This window comes from Alishewanella tabrizica, from assembly GCF_014652375.1.
GTDB lineage: Bacteria > Pseudomonadota > Gammaproteobacteria > Enterobacterales > Alteromonadaceae > Alishewanella > Alishewanella tabrizica.
The window spans coordinates 146,987-170,544 of the sequence record NZ_BMYR01000005.1 but is presented as its reverse complement, the minus strand read 5'-3'; the positions used below and the strand labels follow the sequence as shown (position 1 = coordinate 170,544).

At 45.7% G+C, this 23,558-nt stretch carries 25 protein-coding genes; 13 read left to right on the top strand and 12 right to left on the bottom strand.

Annotation, left to right across the window (positions count from 1 at the left end; genetic code table 11):
• The first annotated feature begins 2 nt into the window (after positions 1 to 2).
• Genes rsxC through gloA form a run of 6 tightly spaced genes read left to right on the top strand, consistent with a single transcriptional unit; the run spans position 3 to position 5,599 of the window.
• Positions 3 to 2,129, top strand: a complete 2,127-nt coding sequence (rsxC, locus tag IE070_RS07475; RefSeq protein WP_189482050.1) for an electron transport complex subunit RsxC — start codon at positions 3 to 5, stop codon at positions 2,127 to 2,129.
• Entirely contained in the window at positions 2,126 to 3,193 is a 1,068-nt protein-coding gene (gene rsxD / locus IE070_RS07470) for an electron transport complex subunit RsxD (RefSeq protein ID WP_189482048.1), read from the top strand. The genes rsxC and rsxD overlap by 4 nt, the downstream gene beginning before the upstream one ends.
• Positions 3,190 to 3,819 (top strand): electron transport complex subunit RsxG, encoded by a 630-nt coding sequence (gene rsxG / locus IE070_RS07465; RefSeq protein WP_189482046.1) that lies wholly within the window; start codon positions 3,190 to 3,192, stop codon positions 3,817 to 3,819. Before rsxD ends, rsxG begins: the two co-directional genes overlap by 4 nt.
• Entirely contained in the window at positions 3,816 to 4,511 is a 696-nt protein-coding gene (locus IE070_RS07460; RefSeq protein WP_189482044.1) for an electron transport complex subunit E, read from the top strand. Before rsxG ends, IE070_RS07460 begins: the two co-directional genes overlap by 4 nt.
• A 13-nt stretch (positions 4,512 to 4,524) precedes the next feature.
• The gene (gene nth, locus IE070_RS07455) at positions 4,525 to 5,196 is read left to right on the top strand and encodes an endonuclease III (RefSeq protein WP_189482221.1); all 672 of its coding nucleotides are present in this window, start codon (positions 4,525 to 4,527) and stop codon (positions 5,194 to 5,196) included.
• Between the two features lies 1 nt (position 5,197).
• Positions 5,198 to 5,599 (top strand): lactoylglutathione lyase, encoded by a 402-nt coding sequence (gene gloA, locus IE070_RS07450; RefSeq protein WP_189482042.1) that lies wholly within the window; start codon positions 5,198 to 5,200, stop codon positions 5,597 to 5,599.
• A 106-nt stretch (positions 5,600 to 5,705) separates the two neighbouring features.
• On the opposite strand, the gene IE070_RS07445 is transcribed toward gloA, so the two are convergent.
• The 6 genes from IE070_RS07445 to IE070_RS07420 all read right to left on the bottom strand — a co-directional run bounded on the left by IE070_RS07445 (position 5,706) and on the right by IE070_RS07420 (position 10,995).
• The gene (locus IE070_RS07445) at positions 5,706 to 6,425 is read right to left on the bottom strand and encodes a substrate-binding periplasmic protein (protein WP_229796974.1); all 720 of its coding nucleotides are present in this window, start codon (positions 6,423 to 6,425) and stop codon (positions 5,706 to 5,708) included.
• 251 nt (positions 6,426 to 6,676) lie between these two features.
• Entirely contained in the window at positions 6,677 to 7,567 is an 891-nt protein-coding gene (locus tag IE070_RS07440) for an aspartoacylase (protein WP_189482040.1), read from the bottom strand.
• Between the two features lie 285 nt (positions 7,568 to 7,852).
• The gene (locus tag IE070_RS07435) at positions 7,853 to 8,059 is read right to left on the bottom strand and encodes a bacterioferritin-associated ferredoxin (RefSeq protein WP_189482038.1); all 207 of its coding nucleotides are present in this window, start codon (positions 8,057 to 8,059) and stop codon (positions 7,853 to 7,855) included.
• A 73-nt stretch (positions 8,060 to 8,132) separates the two neighbouring features.
• Positions 8,133 to 9,335, bottom strand: a complete 1,203-nt coding sequence (locus IE070_RS07430; RefSeq protein ID WP_189482036.1) for an ABC transporter permease — start codon at positions 9,333 to 9,335, stop codon at positions 8,133 to 8,135.
• Positions 9,335 to 10,135 carry an ABC transporter ATP-binding protein gene (locus IE070_RS07425; RefSeq protein ID WP_189482034.1) on the bottom strand — a complete coding sequence of 267 codons (801 nt, stop codon included), beginning with the start codon at positions 10,133 to 10,135 and terminating at the stop codon, positions 9,335 to 9,337. The genes IE070_RS07430 and IE070_RS07425 overlap by 1 nt, the downstream gene beginning before the upstream one ends.
• 41 nt (positions 10,136 to 10,176) lie before the next feature.
• Positions 10,177 to 10,995 carry a DUF3025 domain-containing protein gene (locus IE070_RS07420; protein ID WP_189482032.1) on the bottom strand — a complete coding sequence of 273 codons (819 nt, stop codon included), beginning with the start codon at positions 10,993 to 10,995 and terminating at the stop codon, positions 10,177 to 10,179.
• A gap of 170 nt (positions 10,996 to 11,165) precedes the next feature.
• On the opposite strand from IE070_RS07420, the gene asnB reads away from it, so the two are divergent.
• Positions 11,166 to 12,830 (top strand): asparagine synthase B, encoded by a 1,665-nt coding sequence (asnB, locus tag IE070_RS07415; RefSeq protein WP_189482030.1) that lies wholly within the window; start codon positions 11,166 to 11,168, stop codon positions 12,828 to 12,830.
• A 92-nt stretch (positions 12,831 to 12,922) separates the two neighbouring features.
• Here the strand turns inward: asnB and secF are convergent, their stop codons facing one another.
• The 3 genes from secF to IE070_RS07400 form a co-directional block, all read right to left on the bottom strand.
• Positions 12,923 to 13,861 (bottom strand): protein translocase subunit SecF, encoded by a 939-nt coding sequence (gene secF, locus IE070_RS07410; RefSeq protein WP_189482028.1) that lies wholly within the window; start codon positions 13,859 to 13,861, stop codon positions 12,923 to 12,925.
• Positions 13,862 to 13,871: 10 nt separating this feature from the next.
• The gene (secD, locus tag IE070_RS07405; RefSeq protein ID WP_189482026.1) at positions 13,872 to 15,728 is read right to left on the bottom strand and encodes a protein translocase subunit SecD; all 1,857 of its coding nucleotides are present in this window, start codon (positions 15,726 to 15,728) and stop codon (positions 13,872 to 13,874) included.
• A 131-nt stretch (positions 15,729 to 15,859) separates the two neighbouring features.
• Positions 15,860 to 16,177 (bottom strand): hypothetical protein, encoded by a 318-nt coding sequence (locus IE070_RS07400; protein WP_189482024.1) that lies wholly within the window; start codon positions 16,175 to 16,177, stop codon positions 15,860 to 15,862.
• Positions 16,178 to 16,455: 278 nt separating this feature from the next.
• Here IE070_RS07400 and atcJ point away from each other — a divergent pair, with 278 nt between their 5' ends.
• The 5 genes from atcJ to IE070_RS07375 all read left to right on the top strand — a co-directional run bounded on the left by atcJ (position 16,456) and on the right by IE070_RS07375 (position 19,969).
• On the top strand, positions 16,456 to 16,740 hold the full coding sequence (gene atcJ / locus IE070_RS07395; protein ID WP_189482022.1) for a cold adaptation protein ActJcold adaptation protein ActJ: 285 nt from the start codon (positions 16,456 to 16,458) through the stop codon (positions 16,738 to 16,740).
• Positions 16,741 to 16,747: 7 nt separating this feature from the next.
• Positions 16,748 to 17,326 carry a cold adaptation protein AtcA gene (gene atcA / locus IE070_RS07390; RefSeq protein WP_189482020.1) on the top strand — a complete coding sequence of 193 codons (579 nt, stop codon included), beginning with the start codon at positions 16,748 to 16,750 and terminating at the stop codon, positions 17,324 to 17,326.
• A gap of 2 nt (positions 17,327 to 17,328) precedes the next feature.
• On the top strand, positions 17,329 to 18,093 hold the full coding sequence (gene atcB / locus IE070_RS07385; RefSeq protein WP_189482018.1) for a cold adaptation protein AtcB: 765 nt from the start codon (positions 17,329 to 17,331) through the stop codon (positions 18,091 to 18,093).
• A gap of 12 nt (positions 18,094 to 18,105) precedes the next feature.
• The gene (gene atcC / locus IE070_RS07380; RefSeq protein ID WP_189482016.1) at positions 18,106 to 19,002 is read left to right on the top strand and encodes a cold adaptation protein AtcC; all 897 of its coding nucleotides are present in this window, start codon (positions 18,106 to 18,108) and stop codon (positions 19,000 to 19,002) included.
• 109 nt (positions 19,003 to 19,111) lie between these two features.
• Entirely contained in the window at positions 19,112 to 19,969 is an 858-nt protein-coding gene (locus IE070_RS07375; RefSeq protein WP_189482015.1) for a PA4780 family RIO1-like protein kinase, read from the top strand.
• Between the two features lie 91 nt (positions 19,970 to 20,060).
• Here IE070_RS07375 and IE070_RS07370 read toward each other — a convergent pair whose 3' ends face one another.
• The 3 genes from IE070_RS07370 to IE070_RS07360 all read right to left on the bottom strand — a co-directional run bounded on the left by IE070_RS07370 (position 20,061) and on the right by IE070_RS07360 (position 22,464).
• A complete protein-coding gene (locus IE070_RS07370) occupies positions 20,061 to 20,375 on the bottom strand; it encodes a hypothetical protein (protein ID WP_229796973.1) in 315 nt (104 codons plus the stop codon).
• 73 nt (positions 20,376 to 20,448) lie between these two features.
• On the bottom strand, positions 20,449 to 21,618 hold the full coding sequence (locus IE070_RS07365) for a vWA domain-containing protein (RefSeq protein WP_189482012.1): 1,170 nt from the start codon (positions 21,616 to 21,618) through the stop codon (positions 20,449 to 20,451).
• On the bottom strand, positions 21,619 to 22,464 hold the full coding sequence (locus IE070_RS07360; RefSeq protein ID WP_189482010.1) for an AAA family ATPase: 846 nt from the start codon (positions 22,462 to 22,464) through the stop codon (positions 21,619 to 21,621). It abuts the gene before it with no gap.
• Between the two features lie 113 nt (positions 22,465 to 22,577).
• On the opposite strand from IE070_RS07360, the gene cysK reads away from it, so the two are divergent.
• Positions 22,578 to 23,549 carry a cysteine synthase A gene (cysK, locus tag IE070_RS07355; RefSeq protein ID WP_189482008.1) on the top strand — a complete coding sequence of 324 codons (972 nt, stop codon included), beginning with the start codon at positions 22,578 to 22,580 and terminating at the stop codon, positions 23,547 to 23,549.
• Positions 23,550 to 23,558 lie beyond the last annotated feature (9 nt).

Genomic DNA, 23,558 nt, shown 5'->3' with positions numbered 1-23,558 from the left:
CCGTGCCCAGTTTATTTCAACAAATTCAAGCAGGCACCCTATGGGATTTTCATGGTGGTATCCATCCACCAGTGCGTAAATCCATTACGAGCCGAAAACCTATAGGGTTAATGCCATTACCCAGCCGATTGTACGTGCCGTTTCGGCAGCACATCGGCGTATCTGGGCAAATTTTGGTAACGCAGGGTCAATATGTGTTAAAGGGCCAAGCACTTACCTCCGCTGATAATGCAATGACCGTACCGGTGCATTCACCTACATCCGGTACAATTTTAGCCATCACCGAACACACTAGCCCTCATCCTTCGGCATTGCCTGAAAAGGTGTTTGTAATTGAACCTGACGGCTTAGAGCAGTGGCGTCCACGGCAGCCCCTAAACATTGCCACGGCTGATCAGCAAATGATCCTAGAACGCATTCAAGACAGCGGTATTGCAGGTATGGGCGGCGCTGGGTTCCCCACGCATATTAAAGCGGGAATGCAACAACCGGTAGATTATTTGATCGTCAATGCTGTTGAATGTGAGCCTTACATTAGTGCTGATGACGCCCTGATGCAAGAAGCCCCTACAACGATTGTCAAAGGTATCGATATCCTGTGTAAGTTGCTTAACCCTAAAGCGGTATTAATCGGCATTGAAGAAGATAAGCCTATTGCTATTGCAGCGTTAAAAGCAGCCTGTAGTCAACGTGAGCATTATTTTGTCCGGCCGGTACCGGTAAAATATCCTTCGGGCGGTGAAAAACAGCTTATTCAATTACTCACTAATAAAGAAGTACCGGCGGGTCGCCGACCTGCCGACATCGGTATTGTGATGCATAATGTGGGCACGTTATTTGCTGTTGCCCAAGCGGTATTGGATGATCATCCTCTGATTTCACGGATTGTTACCGTAACAGGTGAAACCTTACTTAATCCGCAGAATGTCCATGCCTTGTTGGGTACACCGGTAGCTGATTTATTAAGTTTTTGCGGCTTTCAAGCAGAACCACAACAAAAAGTGATTATGGGTGGCCCCATGATGGGATTTACCTTACCGGATCTCAGTGTACCGGTGGTAAAAACGACGAACTGCATTTTAGCACCTTCGGCACAAGAATTACCTGATGCTGGCCCTGAGTTAGATTGTATTCGCTGTGGCGCTTGTGCAGATGCCTGCCCTGCAACGTTATTACCACAACAGTTATTGTGGTATAGCAAAGCAAAAGATCACGACAAGCTTAAAGAATACCACTTATCTGACTGTATCGAATGTGGCGCTTGTGCTTATGTTTGTCCAAGTGAGATCCCTTTAGTGCAATATTACCGTATTGCCAAAGCCGAGATCCGTGAGCAACAACGTGAAACCTTAAAGGCTGAGCAGGCCAAAGCGCGCTTTGAAGCAAGAAACGCCCGTTTAGAGGCAGAAAAACAAGCACGATTGGCGCGAAATCAGCAACTTGCCGCAGAGCGCCAGCAAAACCAACAACAGACAGGTGCCAAAGATGCGGTTGCCGAGGCTCTGGCACGCATTAAGGCAAAACAGGCTGAGTCGATAGCAGAAACGTCTCATGATGCGATTGTGGCAGAACGCGAATTGAAAAAACAACAAGCACGCGAATATCAAGCGCAAAAAGCGCTGAAAGCCGCGACTGAACAGATTGGCGAAGTCGATGCAGCACCCACACCGGTAAGTGAAGATCCACGTCAAGCCGCGGTTGCCGCCGCCATAGCGCGTGCCAAAGCTAAAAAAGCCGCGACTGAACAGGTTGGCGAAGCCGCTACAGCACCCACACCGGTAAGTGAAGATCCACGTCAGGCCGCGGTTGCCGCCGCGATAGCCCGTGCCAAAGCTAAAAAAGCCGCGACTGAACAGGTTGGCGAAGCCGATACAGCACCCACACCGGTAAGTGAAGATCCACGTCAAGCCGCGGTTGCCGCCGCCATAGCCCGTGCCAAAGCTAAAAAAGCTGCGACAGAACATGCCAGCGAACAACTAGCGCAACAAGAGCACGACGTGCCGATAAGTCACTCTGACACAGCACCCGCACCTGCCAACGAAGATCCACGCCAGGCCGCGGTTGCCGCCGCGATAGCCCGAGCCAAAGCCCGTAAAGCAGCAGTTAAGTCAGAAGGTGAAGAGGGATGAGTTTTAAAATTGCCAGTTCACCTCATCATCATAATCGCCGCAGTACGTCATCCATTATGCAATGGGTTGCCCTTGCCTGCCTGCCGGGTATAGCAGTTCAGGCGGTTTTTTTTGGTTATGGGGTGTTAGTCCAGCTACTATTAGCGATTATCACAGCTTGGCTAGCTGAAGCGGTTATCTTAATCATCCGGCGCAAAGCTGTGTTACCGCGATTAACTGATCATAGCGCCTTAGTTACCGCTTTATTGCTCGCTGTGTCTATCCCGCCCTACGCGCCTTGGTGGGTCATTGTGATTGGCACCGCCTTTGCCATTATTTTTGTAAAACAACTTTATGGCGGCTTAGGTAACAATCTGTTTAATCCTGCCATGGCCGCGTATGTGCTGTTGTTAATTTCATTTCCAGTACAAATGACTCAATGGTTGGCACCATTGCCACTGCAAGCGGTGACGCTAAGCCCCTTGGATGCGTTTTGCGCCGTATTTACGCAGTTTAGCTGTGGTGGTTTTAGTATTGCCCAATTGCAACAAGGGATAGACGGGATCACCGTGGCAACGCCGCTTGATATGGTAAGAACAGATTTAGCGCAAGGCTATACCCTTACAGAAAGTTATACTAAACCCGTGTTTCAGGGTATTGCAGGTGTGGGATGGTTTTGGGTTAATCTGGCTTATCTAGCGGGTGGTTTATTGCTTATTCAGCAAAAGATCATTAGTTGGCGCATTCCTGCCGCCTTACTTTTTGGCTTATTTACGCTCAGTGCTTTAGGTTGGTTAGCCGCTTCAGATGCGAATCCGAGTCCTGTATTTCATTTGTTTAGTGGCGCCACCATGTTAGCGGCATTTTTTATCGCTACCGATCCAGTATCGGCATCCACCACCGATCGCGGCCGACTCTATTACGGCGTACTTATTGGTGTCTTGGTGTATGTTATACGTACTTTTGGTGGCTATCCAGATGCCGTTGCCTTTGCAGTGCTACTTGCCAACATGTGTGTACCTCTGATTGATTATTACACACGCCCTCGCACCTATGGCCACAAAGCGAAAGGTAGCCTTAAATGATTCAACATATTAGTAAAAATGCCTTGGCGCTTGCGCTTGTGGCGATTGTCTGTGTCTTAGTCTTGGGCAGTTTAGATTTACTGACTAAACCTAAAATTGCTGAACAGCGCTTATTAAGTCAGTTAGCTATTTTACAAGAGGTATTGCCTGATGCTACCGACTCTCGGGCGCTATTAGCCGATTGTACCCAAGTAGATGCCCCTGAACAGTTGGGCCGTTCTGGACAAAAGGTTTATCGCTGGCGTCAAGATAATGCGCTGTTAGCCTATTTATTAGAGACCACGGCCCCAGATGGATACAGTGGTAACATCGATTTGTTAGTTGCGGTGAGCCCAAACGGCACCGTGTTAGGCAGCCGTGTGGTTAGTCATCAAGAAACGCCAGGCTTAGGTGATAAAATTGAGCGTAGACGAAGTGATTGGATAACGCTGTTTAGCGGTAAATCGGCTACCCCTGCTGATGCTACTCGCTGGGCAGTAAGTAAAGATGGCGGAGAGTTTGATCAATTTACTGGGGCAACGATAACGCCACGCGCTGTCGTCAATGCCATTTATCGGGCGGCGCTGTATGTGCAAACACATCCTGAGCTCGCCTTGTTACCTGCGAACTGTGAGATAACACCATGAGCACAGTAAAAGAATTAAGCTTACAAGGACTTTGGAAAAACAACCCTGGTTTAGTACAGCTTTTAGGATTATGCCCCCTGCTAGGCGTAACCAATACCCTTACTAATGCCATAGGATTAGGCTTGGCGACTTTGTTGGTCTTAGTCGGTTCTAATGTGGTAGTGTCATTGGTACGTACCCAGGTTCCAAATGAAATTCGCATCCCGATCTTTGTGATGATTATTGCCACCTTTGTTACGGTCATCCAATTATTAATGAATGCCTACACCTTTGGCCTTTATCAATCTCTAGGGATATTTTTGCCATTAATTGTTACCAACTGCGCCATTATTGGTCGAGCCGAAGCCTATGCCTCCAAAAACCCTGTGCTACCCTCAGCAATTGACGGTTTTATGATGGGTGTCGGCTTTTTACTCGTATTGTTGGTGTTAGGCGCTATGCGTGAAATTCTCGGCCAAGGTACTTTATTTGATGGCGCAGATTTACTGTTAGGAACTTGGGCCAGTGCGCTGCGTATTGAAGTCTTTCACAGCGATAACCATTTTTTACTGGCGATGCTGCCACCCGGTGCCTTTATCGGGATGGGGTTGTTGATTGCATTAAAGAATAGCATTGATCAACGGCAAGCCCGAAAACTGGCGGTTACGAAAGGGACGATTACTCGAGCCCGAGTGACCGGTACAGCGCAATAAAAAGGCTGGCATGATGAATAAGCAAAAACGCTATGAACTATTAAGCCGCTTAAGAGCGGCAAACCCAAATCCCACTACTGAACTCGAATACAGTTCCCCTTTTGAACTCTTAATTGCAGTCTTGCTATCAGCACAAGCCACAGACGTTGGGGTTAACAAAGCCACGCGTAAATTATTCCCCGTTGCCAGAACCCCTCAAGCCATGCTTGATTTAGGGGTGGATGGCGTTAAAGAGTATGTGAAAACCATAGGGCTGTTTAATACCAAGGCAGAAAACGTGATCAAAACCTGCCGCATTTTAGTGGAGCAACATGGCGGTAATGTACCCGAAAACCGTGAAGCCCTAGAAGCCCTGCCCGGTGTTGGCCGTAAAACAGCTAATGTTGTACTGAATACCGCGTTTAAATGGCCAACAATCGCTGTAGATACGCATATCTTCCGCGTATCTAACCGCACGAAATTGGCTATGGGAAAAAATGTAGATGACGTGGAACAAAAGCTTTTAAAAGTTGTACCCGCTGAATTTAAACTGGATGTTCATCATTGGCTTATTTTACATGGTCGCTATACCTGCGTGGCGCGCACCCCTCGCTGCGGGAGTTGTATTATTGCCGATCTGTGTGAATATTCCCCACCAAAAACGTCCACCAAAAGAAAAGTAAACGCAAAACAGACTAGGAGCTAGCATGCGCATATTACATACAATGTTACGAGTAGGTAATTTAGAAAAATCTATCGCTTTCTATACCGACGTTCTGGGCATGAAATTGCTGCGGCAGTCTGAAAATGCAGAATACAAATATACCCTTGCCTTTGTAGGCTATGGTGATGAACGTGAACATGCCGTATTGGAGCTAACCTATAATTGGGGTACAGAACAGTACGACTTAGGTAATGCTTTTGGTCATATTGCCTTAGAGGTAGACAATGTGTATGAGGCTTGTGACAAAATTCGAGCCAAAGGCGGAGTGATCAGCCGCGAACCGGGTCCGGTTAAAGGAGGAACCACTGAAATCGCGTTTGTTCGGGATCCAGATAACTATGCGATAGAACTGATACAGAAAAAAGCGAATTACGATACGCTATAACAAAAGCTATTGAACTGTTAAGTCAGATGCTACGCCATCACTATATTCTTAAACATAGTAGGAATACGGTATAGCAGTCGCTAAACAATCGATGAATTTGCTGGCGCTAGTCGTCAGCAAATTGTTCGAGTTTGCGAATTTCCTCTTCAGAGAAAACCGTCTGGTAAATATGCCGTAAGGTACCGTCTTGGTACAGTGTCTCTAAGTTGTGTTGCCAATGGGCAATTTCTTCTGAGGTAAAATCTAACGAAAACGCCAAGTATAACGTCACTTCACTAATCGCATGTAACGGCACCAAATTTAGTGCGGCCTCACTATACACCTCACCATGCCGATACAGATTTAACGGTGTCACATCTGCACGGCCACGTTTTAGCATACCGATACAATCGCCAGCGCGCGTCACCAACACTAAATTAGCCCCCTCTTTAAACCCCATAGCCTGCAAAGCGGGAATGTACGATGCTCCTCGGTAACCACAAGCAATCGTAGTATCACTTAAAGTACTTAGATTAACGCCCTGCAGTGATAAAGGCCCATATAAATGCATATTATAGTGTTTGACTGGGCCAACCCATTGGAATAATGCTTCACGCTCCGGTGTGCGCACGGTTTCAAACAGAACGCTTCTCGGTGTTTGCTGCGCGCGCAAGAAGGCTCTAGCCCAAGGGAGAAGATAGTACACAGCTTGCTGATCCATTCGTGCAACAAGCGCTTGCACCAATTGTACAGTTGGCCCTACCGCATTACCCGTTTCATCTAAATAGATCCCGGGTAAGCTGTGCTCGGTTAAAAAAACAATGGGGGACGCGCAATCCGACGTCAAGCATCTGCTTGATACTGACTCAGACGGCGACACTAAAGTGCGCTGTGCTAAGGCGCTCGTTGCTGAGCATAAGCAAAACATGCTTAGGCTCAATAGCACTAGGCTTTGTCGGGAAATAATGTGCCAAGTACGTAACATCGTAAACATCCTGTAATCACATCCTGTCATAGCGTCTTTTGGCTTATGCCTCAACATCAACAACATTGCTAGCATCAGACATCAGCGTGTTAACCTCGTTCACGCAATCTCCCTTAAGGTAACGTGATTAACACTTTTTCGTTAAGCGACATCGCAAGGTTATTATCGTAATACGCGGCTTCATTAATAAAGGTGGGATACACTACCGTATCACCATCATAAGGTATTTCTGAACCATCAAAGAGCGTAAAAATCGGATCGCCAGGGTAGATGGGCTGATAATCGCGATCTTGCACATTTTTATGCACCATACCAATACGCTCGCCTTGTGCATTCATTGGCAACTTAATACTATGCAAATAACGAAAGGCTTCCGTTTCTTTCGGTAATACCGGTAAAGTACCGTTATTATAATGCTCAACGAAATCTAAGATATGCTGCGTCATGCGATGCATTAATTCTAAGACATCTTGGCGTAATACCGATTGCGGTTGCGGGCCAACCTCTACCAGCACGCCATAGCGACCTAGTGTACACATTAAGGCATGATCTTCGGCGGCAAAATGATCTTCATCACGCGAAATGATGGCCTCAGGCATCATCATTTTCACATAAGCAGCCATTTGATTATAAAAAGGGCCGCTTTGGGTAAGAATAAGACAAGCGCCCATATTGCTGGTGGTATTATGTAGATCAATGAGCAAATCGGTGCGGGCATTGCCTTTAGGTCCTAACTGCGCGTTTAACACTTTCGCGCGGCTTTGTTCGTAATTGCTCAAGGCGAGATTGGCTAAATCACAATTTTTAAATTGACGATTCAGATCGCTATGCAAATAGCGCTTATTGGCATAATGCGCTTCCGGATTTGCCCAAACAGATTCTGTCGTGAAACTGGCGCGCTTTACCTGCTCTGGTTGAGCGAGATATTGACGAACTAAATAAATCCCTGAAAACTCATTCCCATGAACGCCGCCAACAATAGCAACCTGCTTGATCTGATCCATATGACTCCCGTAAATTTTATTTAATACTTTAAATGCCCACTGCAGTGCGTCAAAACACGCACGCCACATGTAATAGATTAAGAGAACCTGCCTAGCACGTTTAACTTGCTTATACGTGAATTAGACTATATGCATGCCCACCTTAAATGAAAGCATTATGGCTGGAATTTAACAGAATGAGAATGAAAAAAGCCGGATGGAAAAGATTAACATAAGCAGAAGCATTAAACGTTATGGCTCTACACCCACGAAGACTAACTAGACTGATGTAAACCTACGAACGACTTATGCCGCAGGCTTAGCCAGTTTATCGATAAGCTGATGCTGTTTAACTAATTCGTTATGCAGAATTTGTGACGCCTGACACACACATTTGCCACATTGACTACCCACACCTAAACGGGCTTTTAAATCGCGAATAGAGTCAGCCCCCTCAGCAATGGCTTGTTTAATGGCTTTATCAGATACGGCTTTACAAATACACACGAACATAGCGCGGCCTCTCATAAGAATACCGCGCTATGATAATATTACTGCGAATCGTTATCAATAAGTTTTATAAAAATTATCTGAAAAGTACTTTTTCTTGTTGAAACCAATGCACACAAAAGGCAATCAATGCAGCGGCTAACGCGACAGTTGCACCAAAAATAAGCGCAATCATACTGCCTTCTGCCGTACCTTTAATCAGCTCTTTAATGGCTAACGCCACATTCATTACCGGTATAAGCGCCGTTTTAGTGGTAAGTTCAACGCCCGGCATCATGGCTGCGGCTAATGGCACAAACATCAGAATCGTTAACGGACTCATGTAATTTTGTGCTTCTTTAAAGGTTTTAGCATAAATCGATATCGCCAATAACAATGAGGCAAAAATGGCCGAGGTAGGTACAATCATCAAAAAGATCATTAACAATTCAGGCGCTGATATTGCCCCCATCGCCTCTTGCACCACGGCAAACCCGGCAAAGGAGCCAATCACCGCCCCCCAAATACCAAAACTCGCCACAGTAATTAATGCTCCCGCTAACCCCGTACTTAACACGGTTAAAAACTTACCAAGCACAATGGCAGAACGACTAACAGGACAAATTAGTAAGGTTTCTAAGGTTCCCCGCTCTTTTTCCCCCGCCCCCATGTCAATAGCAGGATAAGAAGCCCCCAATAAACACAAAGGGATCAAGATATAGGCAATTAGGGCGCCAAATTTCTCACCCAGATTTTCGCGTTTCGCCGCCGTATCCACTTTGTCTACCGACACAGGCTTTAAAATTGCCGTTAATTTTAAGGGATCCACACCCAACGCACTTAAGGATTGACGCTGTAATTGCCCCGTATAATTGTCCAACAGCTCATTAAAATATCGCGACATAAAATCTAATTGGCTAGATTGATTATAAATAAGCTGCCATTTGCTTTGTTCAACCCGTTGCTGTGTCGCGGTAAAATCAGCAGGGATCACTACCGCAACAGCAAACTCTCCCGCTCTAATGGCGTTAATCAGATCGTCTGGTGCGGTCAGTGTTGTCTCTACTTTTTTAAAGTTTTTGTGATAAAACAACGCTTCAGCAAATTCGGGGGCTTGTTCACCATTAACAATCACATATTTATGTTCTTCTTGCATGGCTTTTGCTGTCGTAGAAGACAACACCAATCCCATAATGCCGAAAATGACCGGAAAAATGAAAATAGGCAATAAAATGACAAAAATCAGCGTTTTACGATCACGCATTAATTCAGTTAATTCTTTTAAATACACTTGCCACATTATTCGGCTCCTTGCTCAATAGGTTGTTGCTGTAGCACGGCTAAAAACGCCTCGCGTAAATCACCTGTAATCGATAACGCTGAAAATTCAGCTAAACTGCCTGCAAACGCACTGATGCCTTTATCGATCACGACCACTTTGTCGCATAAGCTGGCCACTTCATCCAAATGATGCGTTGAAAAAATAACGGGTGTCCCCACTATTTTTAGGCCTTTTATAAAATCCAGCACGGTTTGTACTGTCATGATATCTAACCCAGTGGTGGGCTCATCCAAAATCACCACCTTGGGCGAATGCACAACGGCGCGCGCAATGGCTGTTTTTTGCTTCATCCCCGTAGACATGTTGTCTGCGCGACGATTGGCAAAATCATGCATGTTAAGCATGGTGAATAATTCGTCTATCCGCTGTTTTAATACAGCCTCTTTCATACCGTGCAAACGCCCGAAATAGGCAATATTTTCGTAAGCCGTTAACTTGCCATACAATCCCGTATCAGCAGATAAGAAACCAATTTGTTTGCGGGCTTTAACCGGCTCTTTTAATACATCAACCCCATTAATAAATACCGAGCCCGCATCAGGCTTTAAGGCAGTAGATAGCATACGTAATGTGGTGGTTTTGCCTGCACCGTTGGGCCCCAGCAAACCGAGTACTTCACCTGGACCACATTCAAAGCTCACATCTCTCACCGACATAAACTGTTTGTTGCTATAACGTATATCTTGCTTCTCAGTATCAGACAACTTGTTGTTTTTGCTTAGCGAAAAGGACTTCTCAAGGTGTTTTATTTCTATCATTTGGCTATCCTGCTCTCTCGACGCGATGATAACAACCTTAACTAAGGCTGTCTTAAGGGGCGAAAATACTCCGTATTACGGTAAAACATTTGCTCGGTGTTGTCGGCATACCAATGGGGAATGCCCAACAACGGCAAAGGTGTTAACTGTCGATTATCAAGCAGTAAGCTGCTGTTAGCAATTTGCTTGGATAACTTTTCATCCAAAAAAGTGTAACTATCTGTTAAAGACCATTGACTAAAACCTGCGGGAACCTCAATAAACCAGCATTTAGCCGTTAATCCTAAAAAAGGCTTAGTGGCCATCTCGTAAATGGCGTGCCCAAATACAAAGGGCCGAATACTGTGCCACCAATCGGCTCGGGCATCCCAAAAACTCTCAGTCCATTGCTGCGCAATTAACAGGCTTTGCTGCGGTTTTGCCGCGGGCTCAATCGCGATGATCACGCCACATTCGTCAAGCAAGGTTAATTTATTACGGATCTTACTGCGCTGCTTCACACCATACTGTGCGATCTCAGCCATGTGTAAGGAATTTAGTAAGGCTTTGGTTTTTGGAAACAAACACCAAATTAATGCGCCAAACATATCATGCCAATTTTCTGAACGTGTTGGGATGCGCTGCGTCTCGAAAATAAACGTCTCATAATAGCGGCCATCTGCACTCAGTTCATCGTTGTCTACAAACTGAAACGGCATGGCTTGGCGCCAGCTATTCAGTAATAAGACAGAAGGCCATTGCGAGCATTCTGCCAAGGGAAAGCGTTGGCATAGATCAGCAAAAATAGGATTATTTACCAAGCATGCTATTGACCAGCTAGCCGGTGGCATAAAGCGATTTGGGGAATTAGATTGTGTCATAAGTGTGTGTTATTTCATCTACTCGGGCGTTTTTATACGAATTAAGGCAAAAAGCCAAAAAAGCGCTTGCAATTTTAGTCAAGCATGGCAAATTCAAACAGTACGTTTAAAACGTATAGACGTACATACTGCCAAAACTTATTCTATTAATTTGATTATCAGAGGTTATCATGTGTTCGATATTTGGGGTGCTTGACATCAAACAAGATGTTAAAGCGTTGCGCCAACAGGCGCTGCAGTTATCTAAGTTATTACGTCATCGTGGTCCAGATTGGTCTGGCATTTGGAATGACGACAATGCCATATTGGTGCACGAGCGCCTAGCCATTGTAGATACTGAAAATGGCGCCCAACCCCTCATTAATGATAATCGAAATCACATTCTGGCAGTGAATGGTGAGATCTACAATCATAAACCACTCGAAAAAAATCTCGCCACACCTTATCCGTTTAAAACTAAATCGGATTGCGAGGTGATATTACCGCTGTATCTAGAGCATGGTGCTGACTTTATCGATCAACTGCATGGCATGTTCGCCTTTATTTTGTACGATGCCGAACAGCAACGCTATTTAATTGCCCGCGATCATATGGGAATTATTCCACTGTATTATGGTTATGATGAACATGGTCAATTGTTTGTAGCCTCAGAGCTAAAAGCCTTAGTCCCTGTTTGTAAACAAATCAAAGAGTTTCCACCAGGCCATTATTTCGACAGTAAAATTGGCGAACTGCGTAAATACTATCAGCGCGATTGGCAAAGCTTTGATGCCGTTAAAGATAACCCCGCGAGTGAAGCAGAGTTAAAAGCCGCGCTAGAGCACAGTGTAAAAACGCACCTGATGTCAGATGTGCCTTATGGCGTACTGTTATCCGGTGGCTTAGATTCGTCACTCATCTCTGCGATTGCCCAACAATTTGCCAAACGCCGCATTGAAGATGATGGCCAAAGCGAAGCTTGGTGGCCGCGGTTACACTCTTTCGCAGTCGGTTTACCCGGCTCACCGGATTTAATTGCGGCACAAAAGGTGGCTGATGCGATTGGCACTGTGCACCATACAGTGCACTTTAGTGTGCAAGAAGCCTTAGATGCCTTGCGTGACGTGGTTTATCACTTAGAAACCTATGATGTCACCACTATCCGTGCTTCTACGCCCATGTATTTAATGGCGCGTAAAATAAAAGCAATGGGCATTAAAATGGTGCTCTCAGGCGAAGGCTCTGATGAAATCTTTGGCGGTTATTTGTATTTCCACAAAGCGCCTAACGCCAAAGAGTTTCATGAAGAAACTTTACGTAAGCTAGATCGCTTACATATGTTTGACTGTAATCGTGCCAACAAAGCCATGTCAGCGTGGGGTATCGAAGCCCGCGTGCCCTTTTTAGATAAAGAATTTATGGATGTGGCGATGCGCTTAAACCCACAAGCAAAAATGTGTGGTGGCGGCAAAATGGAAAAGCACATTTTACGGCATGCTTTTGAAGGCGTATTACCAGATGAAATTTTGTGGCGGCAAAAAGAACAATTCTCTGATGGCGTTGGTTACAACTGGATTGATAGCTTAAAAGCACACGCGGCCAAAGAGATTACTGATCAGCAAATGGCAACAGCCAGCTTCCGCTTCCCGGTGAATACACCCGATAGTAAAGAAGCCTATTATTATCGGGTGATCTTTGAAGAACACTTCCCGCATGCTGGTGCCATTGCTTGCGTACCTGGGGGCAAGTCAGTCGCGTGTTCAACACCAGAGGCGTTGGCGTGGGATGCTAAGATGGCCGAGATGACTGATCCTTCTGGCCGCGCAGTGCGAGATATTCATAGCCAAGGGTATTAATTCGCCTTGCAGACAAGAGTATAGACGGATTTAGATGGTAGAGATAAAGATGCCGGCTGTTGCCGGCATCTTTATTTAAGTGCGTTTTGCTATTATGGCGTAATATCTACACTGTCAGCTTCCACCACTACGGGTAATAAGTCGGCACGATTTAAACCCAGTAATACCGCAATACCGCTAGCAACATACACGGAAGAATAGGTCCCCACGGCGATACCAAACAACAGTGCCGTAGCAAAACCATGAATTAACGCCCCGCCTAAGAAAAATAGCACCACTAACACCAATATCGTGGTTAACGATGTAATCACCGTTCGGTTCAAAGTTGATGTGATCGCCATATTAATCGTCTCATCGACAGAGCTATCGCGTAGTTTTCGAAAACTCTCACGAATGCGATCAAACACGACGATGGTATCGTTAATAGAGTAACCGATTAACGCCAATATTGCGGCCAACACGGTTAAATCAAATTCGATCTGCAATAACGAAAACAGCCCCAAGGTTAAGATCACATCATGTCCCAATGCTAATACGGCACCTACAGATAAGCGCCATTCAAACCGCATGGCAACATAGGCTAAAATACCCAACAAGGCGACTAACAGCGCTAAGCCGCCATCTTGTTTTAATTCCTCGCCTACACTCGGCCCGACAAATTCTACTCGGCGCATTGATACACTCTGTGCGAATTCGGTTTTTAAGGCGTTAACGACCGTATTACCAATCTCCGCTTGTGCCACCCCTTCACGTAATGGGATCCGGATCATGACATCTTGGCTACTGCCAAAAAACTGTACTACCGCATCAGGAAAACCAACCACACTCAACTTGTCACGGACATGATTTAAATTGGCCGCCGCAGTGAAATTCACTTCAATAACGGTGCCACCCGTAAAATCTAATCCCCAATTTAACCCCTTCGTGGCGATTAAACCTAAACATAACACCACCAAAAGCGCAGAGAAAATCACGGCAACATATTTAAACCGCATAAAACTGACCGCTTGCCTAAACGCAAATAATTGCATAACAAACTCCTTACAACGGAAGTGACTGCACACGGCGGCCACCCCAAAGCAAATTAACGACTAAACGCGTGCCAATCACTGCAGTAAAAATCGAGGTTAAAATTCCCAATGCCAACGTTATCGCAAACCCTTTAATGGGCCCTGTCCCCACCCCAAACAAAATCAACGCCACCAACAAAGTCGTGATATTAGAGTCGGCAATCGTGGCAAAAGCCCGATCATAGCCCTGATGGATAGCCTGCTGTATCGAGCGCCCTTCCGCTAGCTCCTCGCGTATTCGCTCAAAAATTAACACATTCGCGTCAACCGCCATGCCAACCGTTAAGACAATACCCGCCATTCCGGGTAAGGTGAGTGTGGCCCCAGGTAACATCGACATTAAACCAATTAACAGCACCACATTAGCCAATAGCGCCACATTCGCAACGACACCAAATCCTTTGTAATACACCGCCATAAACACTAATACGGCCACCATCCCCCATAAAATGGCTTGCATCCCTAACTGGATATTTTCTTGGCCTAAACTTGGGCCAATTGTCCGCTCTTCAATAATTTGGATTGGCGCAATCAACGCACCAGCGCGTAATAAACTGGCCAAATTTTGTGCTTCTGCTGGCGAGCTTAATCCCGTAATTTGAAAACTACGTCCGCCTAACCGGCTTTGAATGGTCGCGTCATTAATCACTTCCTGTTGCTTAATTAAAATAGGGGTACCTGCTGCGTCACGTTCTTGACTAGGCTGATATTCGATAAATACCGATGCCATACGCCGACCTACTGCATCTTTGGTTCCAGCAGATAATAAATTACTGCCTGGGGCATCCAGCATAATGGTCACTTGTGGCATCCCGGTATCGTCATAACCCGCCGTCGCGCCGGTAATATGATCACCGGTCAACATAATGCGCTTTTCTAACAATAATGGCCGACCATCGCGGGTTTGATATAAGGACGCACCGGCAGGCAGTTGTCCAGCAAGTGCCGCAGCTAAATCGCTTTGCGTATCCACCAGCCTAAATTCTAGCGATGCAGTAGCCCCTAAAATTTCTTTCGCTTGTGCGGTATCTTGAACGCCCGGCAATTGCACAATAATGCGGTCTGCCCCTTGACGCTGTACTAAGGGCTCCGCCACACCAATACCATTAATTCGATTGCGTAAAATGGTGATATTTTGCGCAAGTGCATATTCACGGATCTCTTTTTGGCGCTGTTCTGAGAAACGTAATTGCAGAATTTTGCCATCGCGGCTTTGACTAAATTCGAAGCCCGCATCGGTTTTTTTCAATACGGCCTCTACGGCTGCGGCATCACTTGCCTCGCGCAAGGTAATCGTGATCTGTTGCGCCTTAAGATCGGTTTGCACACTGCGATAGCGAATATCAGCTTGCCGCAAATCCACGCGCACCAACGCCGTTAAATCATTCAGATTTTTCTCCAGCGCCGCTTGCATATCTACCGCCAGTAAAAAATGCACCCCGCCACGCAAATCAAGACCCAGTTTCATGGGCGTTGCACCGATTCGCGTCAACCATTCAGGGGTTGCCGGTGCCAAATTTAGTGCAGTGATATAATTACTGCCCAACGCCGCCATCACCTGCTCCCGTGCCTGCAATTGGGCTTCGGTATCCGCAAAGCGAAGTAATAACTCGCCATTTTGTAATGATGATGATTTTATCGCTATCCCTTCCGACGCCAAGGAACTTAACAGCTGACGATGGGTATTCTCTGCGACAAGACCACCACGGGTAGCACTGATATTTAGGGCCGGATCGGCTGGATACAAATTAGGTAATGCATATAATAACGTAAGCAACAGCATGCCGATAACCACGACATAACGCCACCAAGGGTTTTGGTTTAACATAGCATCCTCACAGGCCACAGCCATCTGTGGGCTGTAGCGACTTAATCACGTTTTAATAAGATTGGCGAAACCTGACGTTTTGGTGTAAACCGCACACATCAGAATGCCTTAGGCAATAAGCCCGAACGTATTTAGTAGGTTAGTGAGTATGGGGGGGCGCGTGCTTGCCAAGCACCATAAAAGACAGGTGCTGTAAAATGGGGAATAAAACTTGAAACGGGTAAAATGAAGCCATTGCCCCATCCCCTTTCAACTGCGATTAGCGCTGCTGAGTGTGGATCGTCTTTCTCATTTGGTTGACCAAGCAAATGTTGCTGCAAAGCCGGTTGTACGGCTTGTAATTGATTTTCAGCCTGTGGCGATACCTGAGCAGCGTGCACCACAAAGGGTTGCGGTGTACACAATAAGCTTAGATAAAATAGTATTGCTAACCCGCTAAACCAGCGCATAACACCTCAAGCACACGTCTTAATCGCTTCGCTGAACACGAGCATAGTGAATTTCAACACCGAGTCCATGCGAAGTAATTGCTTCAGAGTGTATTTTAGGACAAGTCAGAGCAATTACTTTTACTATAATGGTGCTTCGTGCTCTTTTTGACAAGGCCTATTTAAATACAGAAGATTTGTTGCGAGCGCTGCCAAGCCTTGTTCAGATCTGCTATTATCAGCGGGTTTTTATAAATGCATTCCGTTATTTTATAACCCGGGTTTACAGGGATCACAGCATGATTAATCATTTTAGGGTTCTTGGTGTAAAATCCAATGCCAGTGATGATGAAATTAAAAAAGCCTATCGGCGCTTAGCCAATAAATATCACCCCGACAAATTACATGGTTTATCTGAAGATGAACGTGATCAGGCGGCAAATCAGCTACAACGCGTTAAAACCGCCTATGACGTACTGAACGATCCGAAGCAGCGCGCGGCTTTTTTAAAAGATTTTAATAACGTTATTGTGACCGATCCCGCCGCCGCGATGCGCGAGCTGTGGGATGAATTTTATGCATGAGGCCAGTATGGCAACAAAATTAAACCTTACACGTATACGTGCCCTTCACACCGATGCACGTGACAATATTGATTCCTACAGCGATCCAGAAAATCCAAAAGCGCTAGAACGGTTTACCAGTAAAATGAAAGCCGTGTTATTAAGTGCACCAGATATGTTGGAGTCTGTACCAGAATATTTACCTATGGCCCTTTTTGGTCAGGTTAAATTTCCACCAGGCAGCGGCGCCAAATGGAATCAATGGCTTAGTACTGGCAAACAGCCCAGCTGGGATGAGTTTAAAGTGGCGGTAGCCTTCAATAATGCCGATTTACCGCTGGTTAAAGCGGTGCGAGCCTATTCTGAAGATAGGCTTATCGAGGCGTGCGCTGCACTTTATTTACTCACCTTAGATAAGGCAATGCCTACACAAAAAACTGGCCATGCCGACAGTGATCACGATATTGACGACGACAACATAGATGACGACAACATAGACAGCGCAGCTGACTATGAAGAGCGCGATCACTATGACGATGAAGACGCTGATGATGAAGAAGGCTACGACGATCAATATGATGAAATTCGCTTTAACCAGGAGAACTAACAGTGAGTACTGATTTAATTGCGATTGCCGCCGCTGAGATTAAAGAGCTGGCCTTAGTCGAACCAAAACAAGCTAGCAAACGCTTTGAAATCATTGCTAATACGATGAGCGATGAGCAATTAGGCGAAGTGATTGAACAAATTGATATCGTCACATTGACGCAAATGAACAGTCAGCACGATTTATCATTTCCCTCAATCATTTCAGAATTAATGACGCCAGAAAAAATTCGTGACATCGTCTGTCAACAGCCGCTGTATTGGGAAGAGAAAATCAAAAACAATGCGGAAGAATTAAAACAGCATACCTTTGATTTTTTAACCTATCTTATTCGCACACAAGAGAGTGAAGAAAAACAAGCAGAAATACTGGAGTGTATTGCCGACGATCCTGCAGGTTTGTTTTATTTATCTATCCCTTTTATTGAAATTTATCGTGGTGAAATTCTTGAGTACGAAAATTACTGGGAAGACAAACTGTACGAAGACGAAGAACATTTAGAAGAGGCCGAAAGCTATACCGAGCGGCAATTAACAGAAGATGCACACAATATTGGATATGACGATCCAAAAAGTTTGTTAGCCCTTATCCGACAGCTTACCCCCGGTGTGGAAACCGCCATAAAAGCCCTGATCCGCAATGAAAAATCGGGCTGGGAAGGCATTATCAGTAAATTTGCGACCGAATTGGTGATGCAAGCAAAAGAGAAAAATCAGGTCGACGATGAGTTTGCTGAAGTTGACGATATGTTTAGTTTTTTAGATTAAGGGACAGCACTAATGCAGTTAATGGTTCGTGATAACCACTCTGGTCCCTTTTTAACAAAAGTGATTTATCAAGCACAAGCTGACGACGCGCTCAGTGCCGACCAATTACACCAAATTAAAAGCAAAGCGGTGCTAATGAGCCTGAAGTTTGCGGATAAGTTTTATAACAAATATAAAATGCATTTACTGGAGCATGCAGCACACGATGTGATTGGCATTGTCAGTTTAGGCTTAATGGCCTTAAGTGATCGCGATCAACATAAAGCGTTACAACTGCTGCTCGCGCCAGAAGGCTTAGTAAAACCCTTTCAAAAAGGCTGGCAAATGTTAGCCAGCGTAAGCCGTAAAACGTCGGGCAAACCGTCCTTGTTTGGGGAAGTTGATGAGCAACTCTTGGCGCAAATATCTAGCCCGCCAGCAGCCGAAGAGTGGCCAGGCTGGCAAGCTTATCAACAAGCCTTGACCGAGCACTATCGTTTACAGGCGATGCAATTATTGCGACAACAGTTTTATCAGCGCCAGGTGTTTGACGAGTTTGAGCATTTTAGCCTTGAAGAAGTGTTGGCTGAAATTGTCCTCTATCGCGCTCTCACCGGAGGTGATAAAGTTAAACAAGATTTAAAAAACCGTTTGCGTAACCTAACGTTAGCTGAACATTGGTTAACGGAGACCTACTTAACATTGCAAACAGAAGCGGTGTTAAGTGAACTGCCAACGGAGAACGCAACCACAATACGGGCAGATTTAGGCCAGCATTTTATTCCGGCGCTATTGCGCACGTTGTTTTTTTGCCGTGAATACCAGCAATTACAACAGACCGACGCATCACCTGAAAAACTCGATGCATTTGAACATAAACACGGTTTGCATAGCCCGCTGCTTGGCTGGCCGCATTACCTCGAACTATAGCAACAGCTCAGTCCTCAGAGGCAACTCCGGTATCCACTCTGGTACCGGTCTGATCAGCTGAACGTATAAAGGTTTACTTTAGGTATTACATGAAAAGTATAGGTGTGGAATGAAAACGCCAAAACGGCTGCAACCCCTTATTGACGAAGGATTAGTGGATGAAGTACTCAGACCATTAATGAGTGGTAAAGAAGCCGCGGTCTATGTGGTACGCTGCGGTGAAGCTATTCGCTGTGCAAAAGTCTATAAAGAAGCCAGTCAGCGTAGTTTTAAAAAGGCCGTGCAATATCAAGAAGGACGGAAAGTGCGGAGTTCTCGCCGCGCCAGAGCCATGGAGAAAGGATCAAGCTTTGGACGCGAACAAGCTGAAGAAAGTTGGCAAAACGCCGAAGTAGACGCCTTGTATAAGCTGTCGGATGCCGGTGTCAGGGTTCCCACTCCGTTCGGTTGCTACGATGGTGTCTTACTCATGGAGCTTATTGTGGACGAAGATGGCGATGTTGCTCCACGCTTAAATGATATTCAACTTACGGCTGAACAAGCGCGCCGCGATCATAAAACGATGATGCAAGATGTGCTTCGTATGTTAGGTGTTGGCTTAGTGCATGGCGATTTATCAGAATTTAATGTACTGCAAGATCAGCATGGCCCGGTGATAATCGATCTGCCACAAGCCGTTGATGCCGCAGCTAACAATAACGCACAATGGATGCTTACCCGTGATGTTGAAAATATCACACAATATTATGCGCAATTTGCACCTGAGCTGGCGAGCAGCCACTATGCAAAGGAAATCTGGGCCTTATTTGAAGCGGGTAATCTTAATCCTGAGACTGAACTAACTGGCACCTTTGTTGAAGAAGAACATGAGGTAGACGTGAACGCAGTGCTGGATGAAATTAATGCAGCCTTTACCGAAATGCAGGATCGTAAAGCGCGCCAGCAAGCCGAAAACGACGAGGACTAAAACCGAGTTTACTTGCAGCGCTTAACACTGTAGCCAAATCGGTGGCAAGCGCTTTTCAGGAGAACCAGTCACCTTACGCCTTAACGCAACCTTACTGACGATAACGCTTTAAATACCAGAACGACAGCGGGATCTCCAATACCAGATAGGTTAACAAGGTAAACCAGAACCAGTTAAAGTGAAAACTCAAAAGCTCAAACGCGTAATCTGAACCCCAAAATTTCACTCCAACAATCAGTAAAGCGATTGCCGTTGTTAACACATCAAAGAGTGCCACCTTCTGCAAGTTAGCACCGGCAACCCGTGGGTAAAACCAGAAGTAAGCCAGCACGAGCAAGGTAGCATTTAGTAAAATCACCGCTAACTCAGGTTCTATCATCGCGTACATCTCTATCCATTCTTTCATTAACCCCTTAGCAAAACATCAGCAATGGATCGGTCTAGTGCTAAAGTTCGATCTGGGCATTGGATCTCCCCTCTTAACTGGTTAGCGTTTTAATAGCGCTACTCAGGCCGTCCAACGTCAGTGGATACATGCGCTTTTGCATAATCTGCTGAATAATACTGATGGAGTGATAATGTGACCACCACTGCTGAGGCTGTGGGTTTAACCAGACGGCTTTGGGGAACTGCGCTAATAAGCGTTCTAGCCACACCCGGCCAGGTTCCTTATTCCAGTGTTCTACACTACCACCGGGGTAATCAATCTCATAAGGCCCCATCGTAGCATCACCCACAAAAATCAGCTTATAGTCACTGCCATAGGTATGCAAAACCTCATTTAGTGCCGTTTGCTCGGTATAGCGGCGTTGATTGTTGCGCCAAACGCCTTCATAAACACAATTATGAAAATAGAAAAATTCCAGATGCTTAAATTCGGTTTTAACCGCTGCAAAAAGTTGTTGGCATAATGCGATATGATCATCCATTGAGCCGCCCACATCAAAAAACATCAACACTTTTATTGCATTATGCCGCTCCGGTACAAAGCGCAAATCCAAGTAGCCTTGCTCAGATGTCGCCTGAATAGTGCCGCTTAAATCCAGCTCCGTGGCGGCACCAGTGCGAGCAAAACGCCTTAATTGCCGAAGTGCCAGCTTGATACTGCGATTATTCAGCTCACTGGTGTTATCTAAATCTTTAAACTCACGCTTATCCCATACTTTGACGGCTTGACGCGCACCGCTACCCTGCTGACCGATTCGCACCCCTTCGGGATTAAATCCATAGGCACCAAAAGGCGAGGTGCCCCCCGTCCCCACCCATTTATTGCCACCCGCATGACGCTTTTGCTGTTCAGCTAAACGTTCGCGTAGTTGTTGCAACAGCGCGTCTAAACTGCCAAGTCCTTTTAGCGCCGCTTTATCTTGCTCAGATAACTTCCGGATAATATCTGGAATAAGCCACTCATCGGGAATGCGGCTGGCCAAATCTATCTCGGCAACACCGGCAAAATAGTCAGCAAAAGCCCGATCAAATTTATCATACTGGCTCTCGTCCTTGACTAAGATCAAACGCGATAAATGATAAAATGCCTCGGTATCAGCAAACACCACGTGTTGCTGTAACGCGTTAATAAGATCCAGTAACTCCGTAATACTGCTTTTTAAGCCGTATTTTCGCAGCGTAAAAAAGAATTCAACCAGCATTTAGCGCCCTTGCCGCTTAGCCAAAAAAGCTAACTTTTCAACGAGCTGCACATCTTGCTCATTTTTTAGCAAGGCGCCAAACATCGGCATCAAACCGCCTTTTTGTTGCTGTTGTTGTAACACCTCACTGGGGATCTGCTCGGCTAACAACAACTTAAGCCAATCTAGTAATTCAGAGGTAGAGGGCTTCTTTTTTAACCCTGGTAAGTCACGCAGTTCAAAGAATACCTCTAATGCCGTACTTAGCAGCTGCTGGCGAATGTGGGGAAAATGCACTTCAACAATCTGTCTTAACACCTCTGCATCTGGAAAACGGATATAGTGAAAGAAGCAGCGGCGTAAAAACGCATCGGGCAATTCCTTTTCATTGTTAGAGGTGATAATAACAATAGGCCGCTCGACCGCAATAATTTGCTCGCCGGTTTCATGAACATAAAAACGCATCTGATCTAGCTCATGCAATAAATCATTCGGAAACTCAATATCCGCTTTATCAATTTCGTCTATCAATAACACAGGGCGGCGTTCTGCCGTAAAAGCTTGCCAGAGTTTGCCAGGCTTGATGTAATTTGCGATATTCTGTACCCGCTCGCTGCCTAATTGACTATCGCGCAAGCGTGAAACGGCATCATACTCATACAACCCCTGTTGCGCTTTAGTTGTCGATTTAATATGCCACTGAATCAGATCGGTATTCAAACTATGCGCTAACTCTTCCGCCAGCCGAGTTTTACCTGTCCCCGGCTCCCCCTTAATCAATAACGGCTTTTGCAAGGTTACCGCGGCATTGACAGCCAAAGCCAGCTCAGCAGACACGATGTAATTGTTGGTACTTTGAAACGCCATGCTAAATCCTTAGACAAACATAAAAAAGCTATAACTTATAGCCAAATACTACTTCATTTTTTTACGCAGGTGCGTATGCTTATAACCAATATTATCTCATTTTGGAGTTTTTTATGGCTAATGTCTATGCAGATAACACCTTATCAATCGGCCGTACCCCTCTGGTAAAATTAAACCGGGTGGTAAAAGGGGCGAACGTTTATGCCAAAATTGAAGCACGCAATCCAAGCTTTAGTGTTAAATGCCGTTTAGGCGCGGCGTTAATCTGGGATGCCGAAAAACGCGGCACTCTGACCGCAGACAAAGAAATTGTTGAGCCAACCTCAGGCAATACCGGTATTGCGTTAGCCTTTGTCGCGGCCAGTCGCGGTTATAAATTAACGCTGACCATGCCCGCGACGATGAGTTTAGAGCGCCGTAAACTGTTAAAAGCACTTGGGGCAAACTTAGTGCTCACCGAAGGCCCTAAGGGCATGAAGGGTGCTATCGAAAAAGCCAAAGAAATTCAGGCATCTAACCCAGAGAAATACCTCATCTTAGGTCAGTTCGATAATCCAGCTAACCCACAAATTCACTTTGAAACGACTGGCCCAGAGATTTGGAATGATTTAGACGGTCAAGTTGATGTGTTTGTGGCAGGCGTTGGTACCGGCGGCACTATCACCGGCGTTAGCCGCTTTATTAAGCATGAAAAACAACATCCGTTAGTCAGCGTTGCGGTTGAACCTAGCGAATCACCTGTGATTTCTCAAGTTAAAGCGGGTCAAGACATTAAGCCTGGTCCACACAAAATTCAAGGTATTGGCGCCGGCTTTATTCCCGGTGTACTCGACGTGGCTTTGGTAGATCGTGTAGAACAAGTTAGCAGCGATGATGCTATTGCTATGGCACACCGTTTGATGAAAGAAGAAGGCATATTAGCAGGTATTTCGTCTGGTGCAGCCGTTGTTGCTGCTGCCAGATTAGCGGAATTACCCGAATTTGCGGGTAAAAATATTGTGGTCATTTTGGCCAGCGCCGCAGAACGTTACCTCACCAGCCCGCTGTTCACTAGCGTGTTTACAGAACAAGAATTAGAAGCCTAAGCCGGTTAT

Coding starts and splice junctions, on each gene's coding strand:
- IE070_RS07425 (WP_189482034.1), bottom strand. CDS start 10,135: ATGATAGAAATAAAACACCTTGAGAAGTCCTTTTCGCTAAGCAAAAAC.
- nth (WP_189482221.1), top strand. CDS start 4,525: ATGAATAAGCAAAAACGCTATGAACTATTAAGCCGCTTAAGAGCGGCA.
- asnB (WP_189482030.1), top strand. CDS start 11,166: ATGTGTTCGATATTTGGGGTGCTTGACATCAAACAAGATGTTAAAGCG.
- IE070_RS07440 (WP_189482040.1), bottom strand. CDS start 7,567: ATGGATCAGATCAAGCAGGTTGCTATTGTTGGCGGCGTTCATGGGAAT.
- gloA (WP_189482042.1), top strand. CDS start 5,198: ATGCGCATATTACATACAATGTTACGAGTAGGTAATTTAGAAAAATCT.
- atcA (WP_189482020.1), top strand. CDS start 16,748: ATGGCAACAAAATTAAACCTTACACGTATACGTGCCCTTCACACCGAT.
- IE070_RS07430 (WP_189482036.1), bottom strand. CDS start 9,335: ATGTGGCAAGTGTATTTAAAAGAATTAACTGAATTAATGCGTGATCGT.
- secF (WP_189482028.1), bottom strand. CDS start 13,861: ATGCAATTATTTGCGTTTAGGCAAGCGGTCAGTTTTATGCGGTTTAAA.
- cysK (WP_189482008.1), top strand. CDS start 22,578: ATGGCTAATGTCTATGCAGATAACACCTTATCAATCGGCCGTACCCCT.
- secD (WP_189482026.1), bottom strand. CDS start 15,728: ATGTTAAACCAAAACCCTTGGTGGCGTTATGTCGTGGTTATCGGCATG.
- IE070_RS07460 (WP_189482044.1), top strand. CDS start 3,816: ATGAGCACAGTAAAAGAATTAAGCTTACAAGGACTTTGGAAAAACAAC.
- rsxD (WP_189482048.1), top strand. CDS start 2,126: ATGAGTTTTAAAATTGCCAGTTCACCTCATCATCATAATCGCCGCAGT.
- IE070_RS07360 (WP_189482010.1), bottom strand. CDS start 22,464: ATGGCGTTTCAAAGTACCAACAATTACATCGTGTCTGCTGAGCTGGCT.
- rsxG (WP_189482046.1), top strand. CDS start 3,190: ATGATTCAACATATTAGTAAAAATGCCTTGGCGCTTGCGCTTGTGGCG.
- IE070_RS07365 (WP_189482012.1), bottom strand. CDS start 21,618: ATGCTGGTTGAATTCTTTTTTACGCTGCGAAAATACGGCTTAAAAAGC.
- atcJ (WP_189482022.1), top strand. CDS start 16,456: ATGATTAATCATTTTAGGGTTCTTGGTGTAAAATCCAATGCCAGTGAT.
- IE070_RS07400 (WP_189482024.1), bottom strand. CDS start 16,177: ATGCGCTGGTTTAGCGGGTTAGCAATACTATTTTATCTAAGCTTATTG.
- IE070_RS07370 (WP_229796973.1), bottom strand. CDS start 20,375: ATGAAAGAATGGATAGAGATGTACGCGATGATAGAACCTGAGTTAGCG.
- IE070_RS07420 (WP_189482032.1), bottom strand. CDS start 10,995: ATGACACAATCTAATTCCCCAAATCGCTTTATGCCACCGGCTAGCTGG.
- IE070_RS07375 (WP_189482015.1), top strand. CDS start 19,112: ATGAAAACGCCAAAACGGCTGCAACCCCTTATTGACGAAGGATTAGTG.
- atcC (WP_189482016.1), top strand. CDS start 18,106: ATGCAGTTAATGGTTCGTGATAACCACTCTGGTCCCTTTTTAACAAAA.
- IE070_RS07435 (WP_189482038.1), bottom strand. CDS start 8,059: ATGTTCGTGTGTATTTGTAAAGCCGTATCTGATAAAGCCATTAAACAA.